Annotated in this window: 9 protein-coding genes; 5 read left to right on the forward strand and 4 right to left on the reverse strand. The window is 67.8% G+C overall.

The features are described 5' to 3' along the window. Nucleotides 1–33: 33 nt before the first annotated feature. Nucleotides 34–855, reverse strand: coding sequence for an NAD(P)-dependent oxidoreductase (locus tag IM543_09720; protein QOY96074.1), 822 nt, complete (start codon nt 853–855; stop codon nt 34–36). Between the two features lie 475 nt (nt 856–1,330). Between IM543_09720 and IM543_09725 the strand changes: the two genes are divergently transcribed. The 3 genes from IM543_09725 to IM543_09735 all read left to right on the forward strand — a co-directional run bounded on the left by IM543_09725 (nt 1,331) and on the right by IM543_09735 (nt 9,633). Further along, entirely contained in the window at nt 1,331–5,152 is a 3,822-nt protein-coding gene (locus IM543_09725; GenBank protein QOY96075.1) for a TonB-dependent receptor, read from the forward strand. 228 nt (nt 5,153–5,380) lie between these two features. After that, on the forward strand, nt 5,381–8,551 hold the full coding sequence (locus IM543_09730; GenBank protein QOY96076.1) for a TonB-dependent receptor: 3,171 nt from the start codon (nt 5,381–5,383) through the stop codon (nt 8,549–8,551). Between the two features lie 74 nt (nt 8,552–8,625). Then, entirely contained in the window at nt 8,626–9,633 is a 1,008-nt protein-coding gene (locus tag IM543_09735) for a glycoside hydrolase family 43 protein (GenBank protein QOY96077.1), read from the forward strand. Nucleotides 9,634–9,656: 23 nt separating this feature from the next. On the opposite strand, the gene IM543_09740 is transcribed toward IM543_09735, so the two are convergent. After that, nucleotides 9,657–11,336: a sodium/solute symporter gene (locus tag IM543_09740; GenBank protein QOY96078.1), complete on the reverse strand. Its 1,680-nt coding sequence runs from the start codon at nt 11,334–11,336 to the stop codon at nt 9,657–9,659. Nucleotides 11,337–11,669: 333 nt separating this feature from the next. On the opposite strand from IM543_09740, the gene IM543_09745 reads away from it, so the two are divergent. Further along, nucleotides 11,670–15,560, forward strand: a complete 3,891-nt coding sequence (locus tag IM543_09745) for a beta-galactosidase (GenBank protein ID QOY96079.1) — start codon at nt 11,670–11,672, stop codon at nt 15,558–15,560. Between the two features lie 81 nt (nt 15,561–15,641). After that, the gene (locus IM543_09750; GenBank protein ID QOY96080.1) at nt 15,642–16,004 is read left to right on the forward strand and encodes a translation initiation factor Sui1; all 363 of its coding nucleotides are present in this window, start codon (nt 15,642–15,644) and stop codon (nt 16,002–16,004) included. A gap of 18 nt (nt 16,005–16,022) precedes the next feature. Here the strand turns inward: IM543_09750 and IM543_09755 are convergent, their stop codons facing one another. Together IM543_09755 and IM543_09760 are read right to left on the reverse strand one after the other, a co-directional pair. After that, nucleotides 16,023–16,454: a hypothetical protein gene (locus tag IM543_09755; protein ID QOY96081.1), complete on the reverse strand. Its 432-nt coding sequence runs from the start codon at nt 16,452–16,454 to the stop codon at nt 16,023–16,025. A 292-nt stretch (nt 16,455–16,746) separates the two neighbouring features. Next, nucleotides 16,747–18,156, reverse strand: a complete 1,410-nt coding sequence (locus IM543_09760; GenBank protein QOY96082.1) for an L-fuculose kinase — start codon at nt 18,154–18,156, stop codon at nt 16,747–16,749. Nucleotides 18,157–18,166: the final 10 nt, after the last annotated feature.

Raw genomic sequence — 18,166 nt, forward strand, 5'->3', positions numbered from 1 at the left:
CCAGCCCGGCCGCGCCATAAGCGCCGGCGGCCTTCATGACGGATACTTCGGGCCGGCCGTCACGAAGGCGCCGCCCTGCAGGAAGGTGCTGAGATCGTCCGCCGGCGGGTAGGAGAATGCCTGCGGCAGGGCGTCGAGGAACTGGGCCGAGCTGTCCCTGGCCTGGTAAGCCAGGTGGCGCGCATGGCGGTCGTCCCACCAGCTGCCCGGGTTGGCCGAGACGCCGAAGGTGATGGTGTGGCCGACGCGCGGCGTCAGCAGGGCGCGACGCAACAGCTCGGCCATGTCGTCCAGGCTGAGCCAGGTCACCATCTGGCGGTGGGTGGCGGGCTCCGGGAAGCAGAAGCCGATGCGCAGGCACACGGTCTCGATGCCGAAACGGTCCCAGTAGTAGCGCGACAAATTCTCGCCCCAGACCTTGGACAGGCCGTAGTAGCCGTCGGCGCGGGTCGGCATGGCGGCGTCGACGCGCTCGCTGGTCTGGTACATGCCCATCGTATGGTTGCTGCTGGCGAAGACCACGCGCCGGATGCCCAGCTTGTGCACGGCTTCGTAGAGGTTGACCATGCCCAGGATGTTGGCCTGCATGATGGGTGCGAACTCGACTTCGGTGGAGACGCCGCCGAAGTGCAGGATGGCGTCGACGCCTTCGCACATGCGCATGACCTGCTCGCGGTCGGCCAGGTCGCACGCCACGATTTCCTCGCCGGGACCGGCGCCGCCCAGCGCGGCGAGCCCGGCGGCCACGTCGGACAGGCGCACGATGTCGGCGAATTCGTGCAGGCGTTCGCGCAGGCGGCGGCCCAGGTTGCCGCCGGCGCCGGTGAAGAGGATGCGTTTGAATGGTTTGCTCATGATCTTGTGCATTGGTTGGAACGGATCGGGATGCCATTACCGGCTGATTCGCAGCGGGTGTCAACGCGCCTTGCCTGAATGCTCACGATCTTGAGTGCTTCTCGTCCTGCTCGTCCTTCTCGTCCTTCTCGTCCATGACGTGTGTGCGCAGGCGACGTGCGCTTGCCGTACACGCGCGATAACCCAGCGTCGCCTTGCGATACCGGAAACGGCATCAGTCGCAGCCTGGCTCCCTGCCGAATGCCCAGCTCGATGCCGATGAGTGTGGCGCTTGCGCACGCAAGCGCTCACGCCTGTGAGTGTTTGGCCGCTGCGCGCCAAACCATGTTGTTGTATTGACTCCATTCAATAACAATCGACGTCGCCGACCGTTACCGGCTGTCGCGATGCTTCGCACACTGCAGGTCACGAGATAGGGACGCCGATGGTTCATCCCGCGACAGCGTCCCGATAAATCAAAAACATGGAGAGAGACATGTCACCCCATTCCCAGGTCAGATTCCCCGTTAAACGCCTGAGCCAGGCCGTCGCCATGGCGCTGGCTTCGCTCGTCGCGAGCGGCAGCTCGTATGCCCAACAATCCGCCGCGCCGCAGGCCGACGCGCAGGCATCGGCGACGCCGGCCCGCAAGGCCTCCAGCGCGGAAGCGCCGGAAGCGATGGAAACGGTGCTGGTGGTCGGCGCCCGCGATTCGCAGCGCAGCGCCATCGCGCGCAAGAAAAACGCCGAGACGGCGCAGGACTCGATCATCGCCGAAGACGTCGGCGCCTTCCCCGACCGGAACGTCGCCGACGCGATCTCGCGCATTGCCGGTGTCGCGGTCGACCGCGGCGAATTCGGCGAAGGCATCAGCGTATCGATCCGCGGCAACGGACCGGAGCTGACCCGGGTCGAGCTGGACGGCATGGGCGTGCAGCAGGCCGGCGGCGCCGACATGCTGGGCGGGATCACGGCCGGCGCCGATACTTCGGGCGGCCGTTCGGTCGAGATGCGCCAGCTCTCGTCGGACCTGATCAAGAGCGTGGACGTGATCAAGGGCTCGACCGCCGACATGACCGAAGGCTCGCTGGGCGGCGGAGTGCGCATCCAGACCCGCAACGGCCTGGACTTCAAGAAGGACTACCTGTCCTTCCGCGTGGCCGGCCAGCAGAATTCGCTGAACAAGAAGACCAACCCCAACCTGAACCTCATCGGCGTCAAGAAGTTCATGAACGACCGCCTGGGCGTGCTGGTCAATCTTTCCAAGAGCAAGGTCAACCAGGAAGCCCACTCGATCAACCAGGGCGGCAGCAACGGCCAGGTCGGGGCCTACCGCCCGATGGACTTCGACAATTCGCCCGACAAGACGGTCGCGCTGCGACCCGATACCCTCAACCTGAACGACGAGGCCTCGACCACCCCCTTCTACACCGTCCCCTACAGCAATGCGGCGCTGGGAACCTGGAGCAGCATGACGCCGAAGGACGTGCTGGAAGGCTCGGCCGCGGCCCGGACCAAGGCCGAGTGCTACCAGAAATTCCCGCTGCTGCCGGCCAACGTGGCGTCCCAGCTCAGCACCGGCGGCAACGGCCGTACCAACGCGCAGAACATCACCCAGCTGGCCCTGCTGAGCTGCCTGGGCCAGTGGAACGACTGGGTGCCGAGCAATACCCGCTACTTCGTCAACCGCTGGAACGACGAGCGCACCAGCGGCGACATCCGCCTCGACTTCAAGGTCAACGATGCGCTGACCATCTATGCCAAGCATAGCCGCAGCAAGGGTGACGTCACCTCGTACAGCACCAACAACAGTTTCGGCGGCATCAGCATCAACCCGGCAGCGTCGGCACGCGTGCGCGGTCCGGACGACTTCCTCGGTTCGCCCTACGTCGATACGATTTCAAGCACCCAGCTGGCCAATGGCGCCTGGGGCACCCGCGCCGTCAACCCGGCCTCCGGCTGGTTCGCGTATCCGAACGAGCTGACCTACCGCAGCACCGGCGCGCTCAACGGCGCCGTGGCGAACGTCGACCCGGCCTCGGTCGTCGTCGACGGCAACCACCACGTCACCGGCTTCCGGATCGCGGACGGCGTGTACGGCGTCGACAACACGACGATCACGACCGGCACCAAGTCCAGCTACACCCAGGCCGGCGGCACCTTCCGCAAGGGCATCGTGCGCGCCGAATTCCTGGTCGGCGACGCCAAGTCGGAGTTCTACCGCTACGAGAAGCGCATGGGCCAGAGCGCCTACCTGGGCACGACCAGCGCCGAGGTGCTGTCCAACGGTATCTGGAGCTACACGCCGAACAGCACGGTGGACGTGAACGATCCGAACAGCTGGCTGACCCTCGGCCCGCAACCGGCGGTCAATGCTTCGGCCCCCACCTTCAACTCCCCGGGCAGCGTCGCCTACACCCCGGCCCAGCTGCCGCTGGTGAACGGCGCCACCACCCTGGCGTTCCAGAACCCGCGCATCAACGAGTCGTACGAGAAGACGGCCAAGCTGGACGTGAACATCGCCACCGACGAGTACATTCCCTTCGTCCCGACCATCAAGGTCGGCTACAACCGCCGCAAGAGCGGCTACGATGCCTGGTCGACCGGCGGCCCGACCTTGCAGGACCCGGTGGGCACCTTCGGACAGCCGGGCTACATCCCGGGCGTCTACGTCTCGACCAACAACCTGCGCACCACCTTCCAGGTGTGCGAGGACACGCCGGGCTCGCTGGCGCCGGGCGGCCGTCCCTGCCAGTACGGCTACAACCCGAGCACCGACCCGCGCAACGCGCGCCAGGGCAGCATCGTCATCTCGCCGGACCAGTACCGCCAGCTGTTCAACCAGTCCTATACCAAGCAGCCGACCGCGCAGTTCTACGCGGGCGATCCGGACCGTCCGGCCAGCCTGACCAATGGATGGACCGAGTTCGACATCGACAAGGTCTACGCGCTGCTCGGCGTACCGAACTACAACCTGGACTGCATCAAGGAGTGCGTGGGCAGCGACGGCAACCTGTATGCCCAGCCGAAGAACTCGATCATGGAAACCGTCGACGCCGGCTACCTGATGGCGAACTTCGAGGTCGACCGGATTCCGTTCACGCAGCGCGCGCTGCCTTTCGGCCTGTCCTTCGACGGCAACATCGGCGTGCGCGCGGTGAAGACCAAGGTGGTGGGGTCCGGACAGCTGACCTTCCGCTCGATCATGCCGACCGAGAGCTACAATCCGCTCGACCCGAACAACCCGGCGGGCATCAGCACGCGGGTCTACCGCAAGGACACGGCGATCAATGCCACCAATACCGACTACCTGCCGTCGGTTAACCTGAACACCTGGCTGGTGCCGGACAAGCTGGTCCTGCGCTACAACTGGGGCAAGACCATCGCGCGCCCGGTCGCCGGCCGCCTGATCCCGAACGGCACCTGCGAATACGACGGCCGCAAGCTGGTCGAACTGGACGACGACGGCAGCGAAGTCGCGATGCGCTGCACCGACATCATGGGCAATCCGGAGATCAAGCCGCTCACCAACCATAACCAGAACCTGTCGCTGGAATGGTATGCCAACCGCGACGTCATGCTGGCCGGCGCCGTCTACAAGCAGGAAGGCATCACCGGCGCGCCGACCCTGATCGAGACGGTCGACGACGTCCGTCCGTTCGCGGGTTCAGACGCGGTCGACCCGCAGACCGGCAAGCCGCTCGCCGACCTCGTCTTCACCCAGCGCCGCTGGACCAACCAGATCCCGTTCACCCGCAAGGGCTTCGAAGTGTCGAGCAAGGTGGCCTTCACCATCCTGCCCTGGTACCTGCGCTATACCGGCCTGGATGCGAACTACACCCGTAACAAGTCGACCCTGACCGGAGCGGCCATGCGCGACCTGATCACCGGCGCGATCCTGCCGGTGGCCGGCGAGCCGCGCCATTCCTGGAATGCGTCGGTGTGGTACGACGATGGCGCGCTGTCGATGCGGGTCGGCCTGCAGGTCAAGGCCTCGACCTTCGCCTGCACCTCCGGCTGCAACGGCAACGCCGTCAACAACTACCCGGCTGTCGGCATGACCACGGTGCGCTACCCTACCTACCTCCCGGGCACGCCGGTGTTCCGCCTGGCGACGCGCTACGTGGACGCCAAGATCGCGTATCGCTTCAACAAGAACGTCGAGTTCTTCCTCGAAGGCCGTAACCTGGGCAAGACCCACACCGGTACCAACACCGGCGGCTATTCGGTCTTCGCCGACGGCACCCCGAACGTGTACACCGACTCGTATGCCGGCAGCACCTACATGGCGGGCCTGAACTTCAAGTTCGGCGGCTGACCTCCGCGCTGCATCCCCGATGGCCGCCACGCCCGTGGCGGCCATCGGCGTTTACGGGGCCTGCGGACGAAACAATCAGTGAGCTGAGCGATTGGCGCTGCGATCGCGCCACAAATGATCAGCTTCGTGATTCTTTCGGTGCTCGACGGAATCACGCTATCCTGCGCACATAGAATGTTTTCAAGGCCAAGCCGTATTTCAAACTACAGAGCCCATGGAGACAATTCGATGACTCGAGCGACGACCAGCACGCAAGTGCTTCATCCGACCCGCTGCGCCCGCGCAGTGGCCGCAGTGATTACCCTCCTTGCCGCGCAAGCCGCGCTGGCGCAGGAAAACACACAGCCGCAGACGGCGCCGGCCGCCCCGGCCCAGGGCCAGTCCGGCGCCGGTGCGACCGCTTCCGGCAGCGCCCCGGCCCCGGCCGTCGTCCGCATCGCCGGCACCCGCCAATCGGTGGCGTCCGCCATCAGCCGCAAGAAGAACGCCGGCACCGTGTCGGATTCGATCGTGGCCGAGGACATCGGCGAGTTCCCCGACAAGAACGTGGGCGAGGCGCTGTCGCGCATTACCGGCGTGCAGCTGTCGCGTGACTTCGGCGAAGGCTCGAAGGTGGCGATCCGCGGCGTCGAGCCGGACCTGAACCGCATCGAGGTCAACGGGATGTCGGTGCTCGGCACCGACGGCGGCGCCGGGCGCGGCGCCGAGTTGCGCGAACTGGCCTCCGAGCTGATCGGCTCGATCGACGTCTACAAGGGCCTGACCGCCGACATGACCGAGGGTGGCATCGGCGGCACCGTGCAGATCACCACGCGCAAGCCGCTCGACTTCAAGAAGCGCACCATCGGCACCAGCATCGCGGCCGAGCATTCGACCTCGCGCGGCGGTGTCCAGCCGCGCGGCAACCTGTACATGGCCGACAAGTTCCTGGACGGGAAGCTCGGCCTGATGGCCAACTTCGTCTACGACAAGGTCCTGACCCAGAACGACTACGCGCGCAACACCTCGTGGCGCTTCCTGCAGGACTGGGACCTGTCGCCCGAGAAGACCGTCACCAGCACCAACCCGGCGCTGGCCGCGATCAACAGCTACGCCGGCTGCTCCACCGCAGGCTTGAGCTCGGGCGACCTGGCCGACTGCCGCCGCCAGTGGTTCGACTATTCGCCCGGCATCGCCCGCTACGGCATCTGGACCCGCGACCACAAGCGTTCATCGGGCGAACTGACCGCGCAGTACGAATTCAGCAAGGAATTCAACGCCTGGGCCACCTACCAGGCCAACACCCAGCGCCAGCGCCTGAACGATCGCAACTTCGGCACCGATTTCGGCAGCATCTCGCGCCTGGCGAATACCGGCACCGCGCCGGTGTACGGCGCCAACGGCGTGCCGACCACCGCCGGCCGCTGCACCGCGCCGACCGGCGCCACCCCGGGCATGGTGCTCGAGAACCACCACGTGACCGAATACGTGGTCGGCTCCTGCCTGTACGCCGGCGGGCAGGGCGGCCAGGGCGCCTTCAGCACCTCGGCGCGCGACTTCCAGCTCGACATCGATTCGCGCTACGCCTCGTCCGGCTTCAAGTTCCGCCGCGGCGGGCTGGAAGTGGAGGGCCTGTTCGGCGCCTCGAAATCGACCTACAGCAGCGATACCAACAGCATCGTGCTGACCCAGAATGCCCCGGGCCTGAAGGTCGCCCTGAATGCGCAGAGCCTGCCGCAGTTCACTTTCCCGTCCGGCTACAGCCCGGACGATCCAGGCTCCTACGTGCAGGCCCAGTTGCAGTACCGTCCGAGCGAAACCGAGAACACCGAAAACCAGGCCAAGCTCGACTTCAAGTACCGGCTCAAGACCCCGTTCTTCACCAAGGCCTGGTTCGGTGTACAGGGCCGCAAGGCCACCTCGGAGCAGTTCAACGGCGGCGGCTACATGGCCAGCAACGGGTCGGACCTGAACTCGAGCGCCGACGACATCAACGTGCGCGGCGCCAACGTCAACCAGACCGCGGTCTACGATCCGCTGTACAGCGGTTCGGCCCAGCGCCCGAACGATCCGCAGAGCTTCATCAACTCGAGCTTCGAGACCCGTTACCTGAATGCCGCCCAGATGGCTGCGCTGGTCGCTGCCGTGCAGGGCCGCACGCCGGGTACGTTCTTCAGCGGCTACGACGATGTCTCCGGCCTGCCATCCGGCTGGATGTCGCCGGTCTATGCGAATGCGGTACCGTTCTTCGACACCTCGAACTTCAACCACAACTACCTGTTCAATGCGCCGGGCAGCGACGGCCAGACCTATCCGCAGATCCCGGCCTTCGGAGTGGACGAGCGGATCGCATCGACCTACCTGCGTTTGGACTACGCCACCAAGTTGTTCGACCGCGACCTCGAGGGCAATATCGGCGTGCGCTATACCCGTACCCGCGACCGTTCGAGCGGTTCGTCGCGCTATTCGGTGCGCACCGAGACCGCGCCGGGTTCGTCGACCTTCCGCGACGTCATCATCAGCAATTCGGTGTCCACGGTCGAGAACACCTACAGCGACGTGCTGCCGAGCTTCAATGGCGCGTTCTGGGCCATCGACAACAAGCTGGTGGCCCGTGTCGGCTGGGCCAAGGCGATGGCGCGTCCGCGCGTCAACCTGCTGGCGCCGAACGCCACCTGTATCGTCGGCAGCGGCAACCCGCAGTTCGGCGGCGACGGCACCGACGACTGCAGCGCCGGCAATCCGGACCTGAAGCCCTACCGCTCGACCAATACGGACCTGAGCTTCGAGTACTATCCGACCCCGGACAGCCAGCTGTCGCTGGCCTTGTTCCAGAAGGACATCACGAGCTATGTGCGCGAACGCGTGCTGACCCGCGGCGTGGACCTGTTCAAGACCGGCCAGCTGTTCGACGTGACCCAGGCGGTCAATGGCGAGGGCGCCACCACCAAGGGCATCGAGATCGCCGGCCGCACCGCGCTGACCTTCCTGCCGGGCTGGCTGGGCGGCTTCGGCATCGACGCCAACTATACCCGCATGAACTACAAGTATGCGGAAGGCACCGAGCTGCTCAACGTCCTCGATGGCAGCGTGCTGCCTTATCCGGGCATGTCGAAGAACGCGTACAACCTGTCGCTGTGGTACGACCAGGGCCCGATCAATGCGCGCCTGGCCTACAGCTACCGCGACCGCTTCTTCACCGGCTCCAACGACGTGTCGGGCAATCCGGTGTTCGAAGCCAAGAGCGGCTACCTGGATGCGAAGATCCAGTACCGCTACAACGAGCAGGTCACGTTCGCGCTGGAAGGCAAGAACCTGACCGACGAAGTGAAACGTCTCGATGCCGGCGACAGCTTCCGCCTCAACGAGCTGGCCTGGGCCGGACGCCGTTACTTCTTCACGGTATCGGTCAAGATCTGACCGTTTTCCAAAGACTCCTGTTCCGATTTGCCAGTCATCTTGCGATGACTGGCTTTTTTCTTATGTGAGGCCCCATGACCCGCACATCCGTGCTTGCCGCCGCCATGCTGGCGCTGCTGGCTGCCCCTGCTGTCTCCAGCGCCGGCGAGGCCGGCTTCGCCAACCCGCTGGTGCGCCAGCGCGCCGATCCCCACGTCACCCTGCATACCGACGGCTGGTATTACTTCACCGCCACCGTGCCCGAGTACGACCGCATCGAACTGCGCCGCGCGCGCAGCTTAAATGGCCTGGGCGCCGCCGAAACCAGGGTGGCCTGGCGCAAGCATGCCGACGGCGCGATGGGCGCGCACATCTGGGCGCCCGAGCTGCACCGCATCGACGGCAAGTGGTACCTGTACTTCAGCGCCGGCCGCGCCGACAAGGTGTGGGAGATCCGGCTCTACGTGCTGGAGAACGCGGCCGACAATCCGCTCGAAGGGGAGTGGATCGAGCGCGGCCAGCTGCGCACCGGCTGGGAAAGCTTCGCGCTCGATGCGACCACCTTCGAGCACCGCGGCCAGCGCTATCTGTCCTGGACGCAGCGCGCTCCCGACGCTAGCCGCGCCACCAATATCTACCTGGCGAGGATGGACGGTCCGCTGGCGATCCGCCAGCCGGCGGTGCTGTTGACGCGCCCGGAACATGCCTGGGAAAAGATCGGCCACGAGGTCAACGAGGCGCCCGCGGTGCTGGTGAAGAACGGCCGCGTGCTGCTGACCTATTCGGCCAGCGCAACCGATGCCAATTACGCGCTCGGCCTGCTCAGCGCGCCGGTCGATGCGGACCTGATGGACCCGCGTTCCTGGCTAAAATCGCCGCTGCCGGTCCTGCGCAGCAGCGCCGCGACCGGCCAGTACGGCCCGGGCCACAACAGCTTCACCACCAGCCCGGACGGCAAGACCGACATCCTGGTCTACCATGCGCGCAACTACCGCGACATCGTGGGCGAGCCGCTGAGGGACCCGAACCGCCACACGCGCGCCCAGGCGATCCGCTGGCGCGCCGACGGGATGCCGGAATTCGGCGAACCGGTCGCCGATTGAGCGTCGGGTCGGGCGCCCCGTGCTCACCACCAGGCCGCGTAGATGAGCACCAGGATCAGGCAGATGAGCGCGGCGCCGAAGGCGAAGCCGCGGTCGACGCGGAACAGGCTGGGCTCAACCTTGACCATGTGCGTGTCAGGCCGGCGGCCCAGCAGGCTGATGACGGCCATGCCGAGGATGATCAGGAGGAACGCGATCAGGGTGCGGTCGAGGAAGGGGATCTCGTAGACGCCGCTGCCATCGCTGTTGACGCTGAGGACCGCGAAACCGATCGGCGCCAGGAAGGACAGGTCGGCGAAATACGGCAGGAATTTCAGGATCACGGACAGCCCGACGCTGGCGACGGCGGCGAACATGGCGGCGGCGCCGTTGGTGCGCGGCCAGAAGAATCCGAGCAGGAACATGGCCAGGATGCCCGGCGAGACGAAGCCGGTGTATTCCTGGATGTACTGGAAGCCGCCTTTCTTGTCGATGCCCATCAAGGGGGCGATGGTCACCGCGATCGCCATTGCCGCCACCACGGTCAGCCGGCCGATCCAGACCATGTGGCGCTCGCTGGCCTGGGGCCGGAACTTGGGACGGTAGATGTCGAGCGTGAAGATGGTGGCGATGCTGTTGGCCTTGCCGGCCAGCGAGGCCACCACCGCCGCGGTCAGGGCGGCGAAGGCGACGCCTTTCAGGCCCTCGGGCAGCAGCGTGAGCAGGGTCGGGTAGGCGCGGTCGGGATTGAGTTCGCCGCCCGGGCGCAGCGAATCGCCCAGCACGCCGCCCTGGTCGAGCGCATAGGCGGCGATGCCCGGCAAGACCACGATCACCGGCATCAGGAGCTTCAGGAAGGCCGCGAACAGCAGGCCCCTGCGCGCGGTCGGCAGGCTGGCGCCGAGCGCGCGCTGGGTGATGTACTGGTTGCAGCCGAAGTAGCTCAGATTGACGATCCACATGCCGCCGATCAGGGTCGACAGGCCGGGCAGGTCCATGTAGTTCGGGTTGTCGCGCGAGAGCACCATGTCGAAATGGCCGCCGGCGCGCTGGAACAGTTCGGTGACGCCGACCATCGCGCCCTGGCCGCCGGCCAGGCGCGCCACCAGGTCGAGCGCGATCCAGGTGGTGACCAGGCCGCCGATCACCAGGCAGAACACCTGGATCACGTCGGTGTAGCCGATCACCTTCATGCCGCCCAGCGTGATGATGGTGGCGAACACCGCCAGGAACAGCATGCAGGGCAGGACCCCGATGCCGACCATGCTGTTGATCGCCAGCGCGCCCAGGTACAGGATCGCGGTCAGGTTGACCACGATGTACAGGGCCAGCCAGAATACGGCCATCACCGTGGCCACCGCGGGCCCGTAGCGCTGCTCCAGGAACTGGGGCATGGTGTAGATGCGGTTCTTCAGGTAGACCGGCATGAAGAACACCGCCACGATGATCAGGGTGGCGGCCGCCATCAGTTCGTAGACCGCGATCGCCATCCCGATCCGGAACCCCGAGCCGCTCATGCCGATGAACTGCTCGGCCGAGATGTTGGAGGCGATCAGCGAGGCGCCGATGGCCCACCAGGTGAGCGAGCCTTCGGCCAGGAAGTAGTCGTGGGTGGCCTTGCCGGAACCGTGGTTGCGGCGCCGGTAGATCCAGATGCCGTAGCCGGCGACGATGATGAAATATACGAGGAAGACGGCGGTGTCGATGGAAGAGAACGAAGTCATGGGGTAGCGGTGTCTCGTCTTGGAACGATATGGGCTCGTTCCTTGTTGTCCTTCCGGCGCCGCCGCATGGCGGGGTCCGGCGGGCGGCGCACCAGGCGTGGGCTCCGCGGCCCCAATCTTTGCATAGACCCGACGGCGTGCGCGGACGTGCGCGAAATACTCATCCGCGTGAGCGCTTCGCGGCGGCGGCCGGCGGCTCCGATCAGGCGGCTGATTCTTTCGCGGCGGGGATGATCGATCTGCGCCAGGGCACATAAAATGTCCGGGGGTACCGCCGCCTGCACGGCCGGGCCAGGGAATATTTGTCAATGATGCGGACCTGAAGGAGCGCGCATGAAGAGGTTTGATCCAGCCGATGTCCGGCACTCGGGGAACGCGGGGAACGCGGGGAACTCGCGGAACCCGCAACGCCTGCGCGCCCTCGCGTTCGCGGCCGCCGCGGCCCTATGCGGCGCCAACGCCCAGGAGCTCGGCATCCCGCAGGGCTCGGGACAGCAGGCCGACGGCGCCGCGGCCCAGGCGGCGGCCCGGACCGGGCAGGTGGTCCTGATGCCCGCCCTGGGCGCGGGCGCCGCCGGGCGGCTCAGCGTGCTGGCCTCGCAGGACGGCGCCAACTTCGTGTCGCTGGCCTCGGACACCTGGGCGCCGCCGGCGGGCACGCTGCGCGACCCGGCGCTGGCGCGCCATGCCGACGGCCGCCATGTGCTGGCCTACGTCACCGGCACGCCCGGCGCCATCGGCTTGGCACGCTCGTCCGACCTGCGCCGCTGGGACGCCCTGCCCGAACTGCGCGCCGGCAGCGGCAGCGTCCGCGCCCCCGGCTGGGTGCGCGCGCCCGACGGACGACTGCAGCTGGTCGTGACCCTGCCGGCCGCCGGTGGGCAGGGCGCCTACGTGCTCACGCCGGACGACCGGCTGGCCGGCTGGTCGGCGCCGGCGCCGATGCGCGGGCTCGATGCCGGCTATGCCGATACGGTGGCCGCGGCCGACGGCGACGGCTACGTCGCTGTGGCGCGCGAAGAACGCAGCGGGCGCCTGGTGCTGGCGCGCGCGGCGACCCTGGCCGGACCATGGCGGATCGCGCCGCCGTCGACCCTGGAGGGCATCGGCAAGGGCATCGGCGAGGGCATGAGCCCGGCCGCACTGGTGCCGCTGGGCGCGACGCTGCGCCTGTACACCCGCAGCGAAGACGGCGCGCACGGGTGGTATGCGGACAGCCAGGACGGCGGACGCAGCTGGAGCGAAGCGCGCCGCGTGACCGGCACCGCCGCGATGGCCGCCGACTTCAGTGCAACGGCCGAACCGGCCCAGGCGGTGGAAGCCGCCACCGCGCCCAAGGAGTCTCCGAAGACGATCGCCTGGGACCAGTATTCGCTGAAAGTGGACGGCAAGCGCGTGGTGGTCTGGTCGGGCGAAATCCATCCGTTCCGCCTGCCGAATCCGTCCCTGTGGCGCGACGTGATCCAGAAGATGAAGGCGCTCGGCTTCAACGGCGTGGCCTTCTATTTCGACTGGGGCTACCATTCGCCGGCGCCGGGCGTGTACGACTTCTCGGGCATCCGCAACGTCGAGCGCGCCCTGCAGATCGCCGAAGAAGAGGGCATGTACGTGATCGCCCGCACCGGCCCCTACATCAATTCCGAGCTGACCGGCGGCGGCTATCCGGGCTGGATGTTCCGCAGCCGCGCCGAAGCCCGCACCGACGACCCGGTCTACCTGGCGGCGGTCGACGAATGGATGACCCAGATTAACGCGATCATCGCGCGCCACCAGCTGACCAACGGCGGCGGCAACGTGATCGCCTACCAGCTCGAGAACGAGCTGGGCAAGGTCGAGCCCAAGCATGTGCGCCAGATGGAGCACCTGGCGCGCAAGGCCCGCAGCGATGGCATCACCGTGCCTTTCTTCCACAATGCCGCCGGCCGCCTGCCCGACTGGACGCCGAAAGGATCGAGCGCGCCCTGGGCCAATCCGGGACCGACCGATCTGTACGCTTTCGACGGCTACCCCGGCGGCAGTTGCGACGTGTTCGCCAACCCGGCGGGCGCCAACAAGGCGCCGGACTGGGGCATCTATGCAAGCGGCGCCGGCAAGGTCGGCGCCCTGTCCTCGCCCGGCACGCCCGGCTTCGCGGCGGAACTGGGCGGCGGCTGGTTCGACTACTGGGGCTCCAACGGCACCTATGCCTGCACCGCCGAACGCCAGGGCAAGGGCTACCAGCGGGTGTTCTACGGCACCAACCTGATCAACCGCATCACGATCCACAACATCTACATGACCTTTGGCGGCACTTCCTGGGGCTGGCTCGGCGGCCCGGTGGTGTACACCTCCTACGACTACGGCGCGCCGATCTCGGAAGACCGGGGGCTGCGTCCGAAAGCCCTGGCGCTCAAGCAGCAGGGCATGTTCGTGCAGGCCGCGGAGCAGGTGCTGGCCGAGATGGACAAGGGGCCCGCACTGGCGCCTGCCGGCGGCAAGCTCAAGGTCTACCACAACATCAACCGGCGCCTGGGCTCGCACCTGGTCTTCGCCGCCCACAATCCGCCCGACGGCAAGGGCGAGGAGCGCTTCAGCGTGGCGCTCAGCACCCGCGACGGCGACTACACGATCGCCTCGACCCTGCGCGGCCAGGATGCGCGCATGCTGCTCGCCGCCTACGACATGGAGCGCCAGCACCTGGTGTATTCGACCTCGGAGCTGCAGACCCATTTCCGCAACGGCGAGCGCGATATCGTCCTGCTGCATGGACGCGACGGCATCGCGGGCGAAACCGTGCTGCGCTACGCCGGCGCGCCGACCGTGGAAGTGCTGGCCGGGCAGGTGCGCTCGCGCTGGGATGCCGCGCGCGGCGACCTGGTGCTGAACTACGTGCACGACGGCCTGGCGCGGGTGCGCATCTCGGGCGGCGGCCGCGCGCCGATGCTGCTCCTGCTGGCCGACGAAGCGAGCAGCCTGCGCTTCTGGACCCAGGAGACCGGCGCCGGCCGCGCGCTGCAGCTCACGCCTGCGCTGGTGCGCTCGGCCACGCTCAGCCAAGGCAAACTGGCCCTGCGCGGCGACGCCGCGCACGACAGCGCCATCGAGATCTGGGGGCCGGCCTTCGAGACGGCCAGCTTCAACGGCCAGCAGCTGGCCTTGACGCGCCAGCCGGACGGCAGCGTGCGCGCCGGCGCCGGCGCCATCGAGGGACCGGAAGCGGTCAAGCTGCCCGAGCTGGCACGCCTGGCCTGGACCCGCCGCACCGGCAGCCTCGAATCCGCGCCCGGCTTCGACGACAGCGCCTGGGTACAGGCCGACCGCCGTCCGTCGGCGGCCCAGACCTGGACCATGCCGGAACGCGGCCAGCCGACCCTGGCGATGAGCGACTACGGCTTCCACCACGGCGACGTGTGGTACCGCGGCCGCTTCAGCGCGAACGATCCGAAAGCCAACCAGCTCGAGCTGTTCTACGGCGCCGGCGGCGCAGGCCTGATCCAGGTCTGGATCGACGGGCGCTACGTCGGCCAGCACGAGCTTGATACCGGGCGCTCGTTCCCGGAGACCACCGACAGCATCAAGCTCTCGCTCGGCGCGCTGGCTCCGGGCGAGCACGTGATCGCGGTCATGGTGCGCAACAACTCCCATAACTGGAACCTGATGGCCGACGACTACCACCGCGAAGCGCGCGGCCTGATCTCGGCCTCGCTCACCAGGCGCGGCGGCCAGCGCTTCGCGGTGCCGATCGCCTGGCGCATCCAGGGCCGACAGGGCGGGGAAGACCTGGTCGACCGCCTGCGCGGCCCGATGAACAACGGCGGCCTGTATGGCGAGCGCCGGGGATGGCACCTGCCCGGGGCGGCGCCGCAGGGCTGGAAAGCGGCGCGCACCACCGATGCGCCGCCGGCGGCCGGCACCTACTGGCTGCGCACCAGCTTCAGGCTGGACTTGCCGCGCGGGCATGACGTCCAGCTGGGGCTGGCCTTCGGCGATACGGGCAAGCCGCGATCGGAGCGCGAGAACCGCGCGCTGATCTTCGTGAACGGCTGGAACATGGGACAGTTCATCGCCCACATCGGCCCGCAGCGGACCTTCGTGATCCCGCCCGGCATCCTGAACCCGAACGGCGAGAACACGCTGGCGCTGGCGGTGACCACCGACGGGCGGGCGGAAAACGCGCTGGAACCGGTGGAGCTGGTGACGCTGCGCGCGGTGCGCGGCGGCGTCGACCTGGAGCTCATGCAGTAGCCATGCAAAAGCAGGGGCCGGCGCCGCGCCGAAGGCTGGTAGACTCCTGCGCTTCACAACACGGACATGGCAGGGTCGGACATGAAGCAGCGTGCAGAAGGTGGTCTGGTCTATTCAACGGAAGGCGGACGCATGTGCCCCGCGTGCCGCCAGCCCCTGGCGCAATGCGCCTGCAAGGCCAAGGCCAGGACCGTCCCCGAGGGCGATGGCGTGGCCCGGGTGTCGCGCCAGACCAAGGGCCGCGGCGGCAAGAGCGTCACCCTGGTCAAGGGCCTGGCGCTCGATCCGGACGCGCTGGCTTTGCTGGGCAAGCAGTTGCGCAGCGCCTGCGGTTCGGGCGGTACCGTCAAGGATGGCGTGATCGAAGTGCAGGGCGAGCACTGCGATAAGCTGCTCGCCGAGCTGGACAAGCTCGGCCACCGGGCCAAACGCGCCGGTGGCTGAGCAGGCGCCGTCGCCGGTTCAGCGTTGGGCGACGCGCGACGAGATCACGATGCGCTGGGCCAGCTGTTTGTCCGGCACGTAGCTCATCGTCATGTCGTCGCCGGTCTGGCCGCGGTGGAAGTCCATGGTCACGTTACCGTCGCCGGAGACGAACCGGTAGGGCGCGACCGGCATCAGCCGCAGCGGCGGCTGGTCGTCGATGATCGCGTCGATATGGCGGGCCGAGGTGAGTACGCGCAGGTACCAGCCGTTCGACATCTCATAGGCACCGGAGATCTTCTCCGCTTGATGCTGCCTGATCCGCTGGGGCTTGGCCATAGCCGTCACCTGCACCGAGGTGAGCGGCGCCGTGTCGGCCGGCGGGTAGGGCATGTTCTGGGCCCCGGCGCCGGCGGCGAGCAGCAGGGCGGCGGGAGCAAGGAAGAGATTCAGGACAAAATGGGGACGCATGATCGTTCCTTCACGAAGCGACGAAAGGCCTTCGGAACTGGCGTCGCGCCGGGGCGCGGTGTCGACCGTCGGGATGCCGCGATGCGGGCTGCATCGCGCTGGATTCAGTCTAGGGCGGCCTCGGCTTCATGCAAGGGGCGCGCCGCACGCATCACGAAACAATCTCAATGTGGGCAAAGGCAGAACGGCGCGAAATGATTCGATTTCCGGCCGATGCCCGATCTTTTTGTATCAGGTTCTGCGGCTGCTTGCCGCTCCCATGCGCGCGGGAGCGCAGGTGCAGGCACGGCCATCACGGCGCTGCAGCGGCAGCCGCCGGAGCGTCCGCCTGGCCCAGCGCTGCGCGCCATTTGGCGCGATAGGCGTCCAGGCCGGCAAGGGCGCGCGGCGGCTTGGGCACGCCCTGGCCCGGCGGCGTGGCGTCGCGATAGCGCAGCAGCCAGGCGCCGCAGGTGGTGCCGCTGGCGTCGTCCGAATAGCTCAGCGCCTGCTGCGGACGCAGGCCGGCCAGCAGGGGGCCGAACCAGGGATTGGCGGTGAAGCTGCCCTCGACCGTGATCGGGCCGCGCGCGCCGAGGGCGTCGAGGCAGTAGTCGGTCATCAACACGCAGTACAGGGTGGCGAGCGCGAAGCGTTCGCCGGCGTCGAGCGGCGCCCGTCCTTCGATGCGCCCGGCGTGGCCGGCGAAGGGGCCGCCGCTGTCGGCGAAGCAGGGAATGGCCATGCTGCCGCGCGCCACCATCTGCGCGAGCTGCTGGTAGGAGCAGGTAGCCGGCTGGTCGCCCGCCAGGGCCGCGAATTCGCGGCCGCCCATGAAGCGCATGCAGGCCACCGGCTGCCCCAGCGCATTGGTATTGGCCAGCATGTCGGCCTGTTCGCGCAGGCCTCCCAGGCTGGTGCCGAAGGCGGCGGCGATCACCCAGGTGCCGGTCGACAGCACCGTGCGCGCAGTGACGGCGCCGTCGCCGCCCAGGTAGCGCACCAGCGAGGCATTGCTGTCGTGGATGCCGCACAGGACCTGGCAATCCGGCGCCAGCCCGGTGGCTTCCACGACCTCGGCGCGCAGGGCGCCCAGCGTGGCCGACGGCGGGCGGATGGGCGGGAGTTTGTCCGCCCAGCCCATGCGGCCCACCAGGGCCGAATACGCCTGGCGCAGCGGGTCCCACATGTCGGTGTGGCAGCCGAGCGAGGTGGCCTCGCCGGCGGCCACGCCGCACAGGCGCCAGGCCCAGTACTGCGGGTACATCAGGATATGGCGCGCGCGCGCGAATTGTTCGGGGTGGCGCCCCTGCAGCCAGGCCAGCTGGCGGCCGAGGTTCAGGCCGGCCGGAAGCTGCGGCGAACAGGTCTGCGCATACGGCGGGCGCAGGCTGGCGTAGTCCAGGCCCGGCAGCGGCGCCTCGTAGTCTAGCACCGGCAGCACCAGGCCGGTCTCGTCGACCAGGGCGGCGGTGGCGCCGTGGGTCACCGGGACGATCGCCGAGACCTGCGCCCGTTTGGCGAACGCGCGGCAGGTGGCCAGCATCCAGGTCCAGATGCCCTCGGTGTCGTGGTGCGGGTAGGGGCCATCGGGCAGGATGGCGTTCGGGCGGCGTTCTTCCGCGATCAGGCGGCCGCCGGCGTCGACCAGCGCCAGCTTGACGTTGGTCTTGCCGATGTCGAGAACGATCAGGGCGTCGCCCGCGCTTGCTCCGATGTGCATGCTGTTCCTG

It is taken from the genome of Massilia sp. UMI-21 (assembly GCA_015277795.1).
In the GTDB taxonomy this organism is placed as follows: domain Bacteria; phylum Pseudomonadota; class Gammaproteobacteria; order Burkholderiales; family Burkholderiaceae_D; genus Telluria.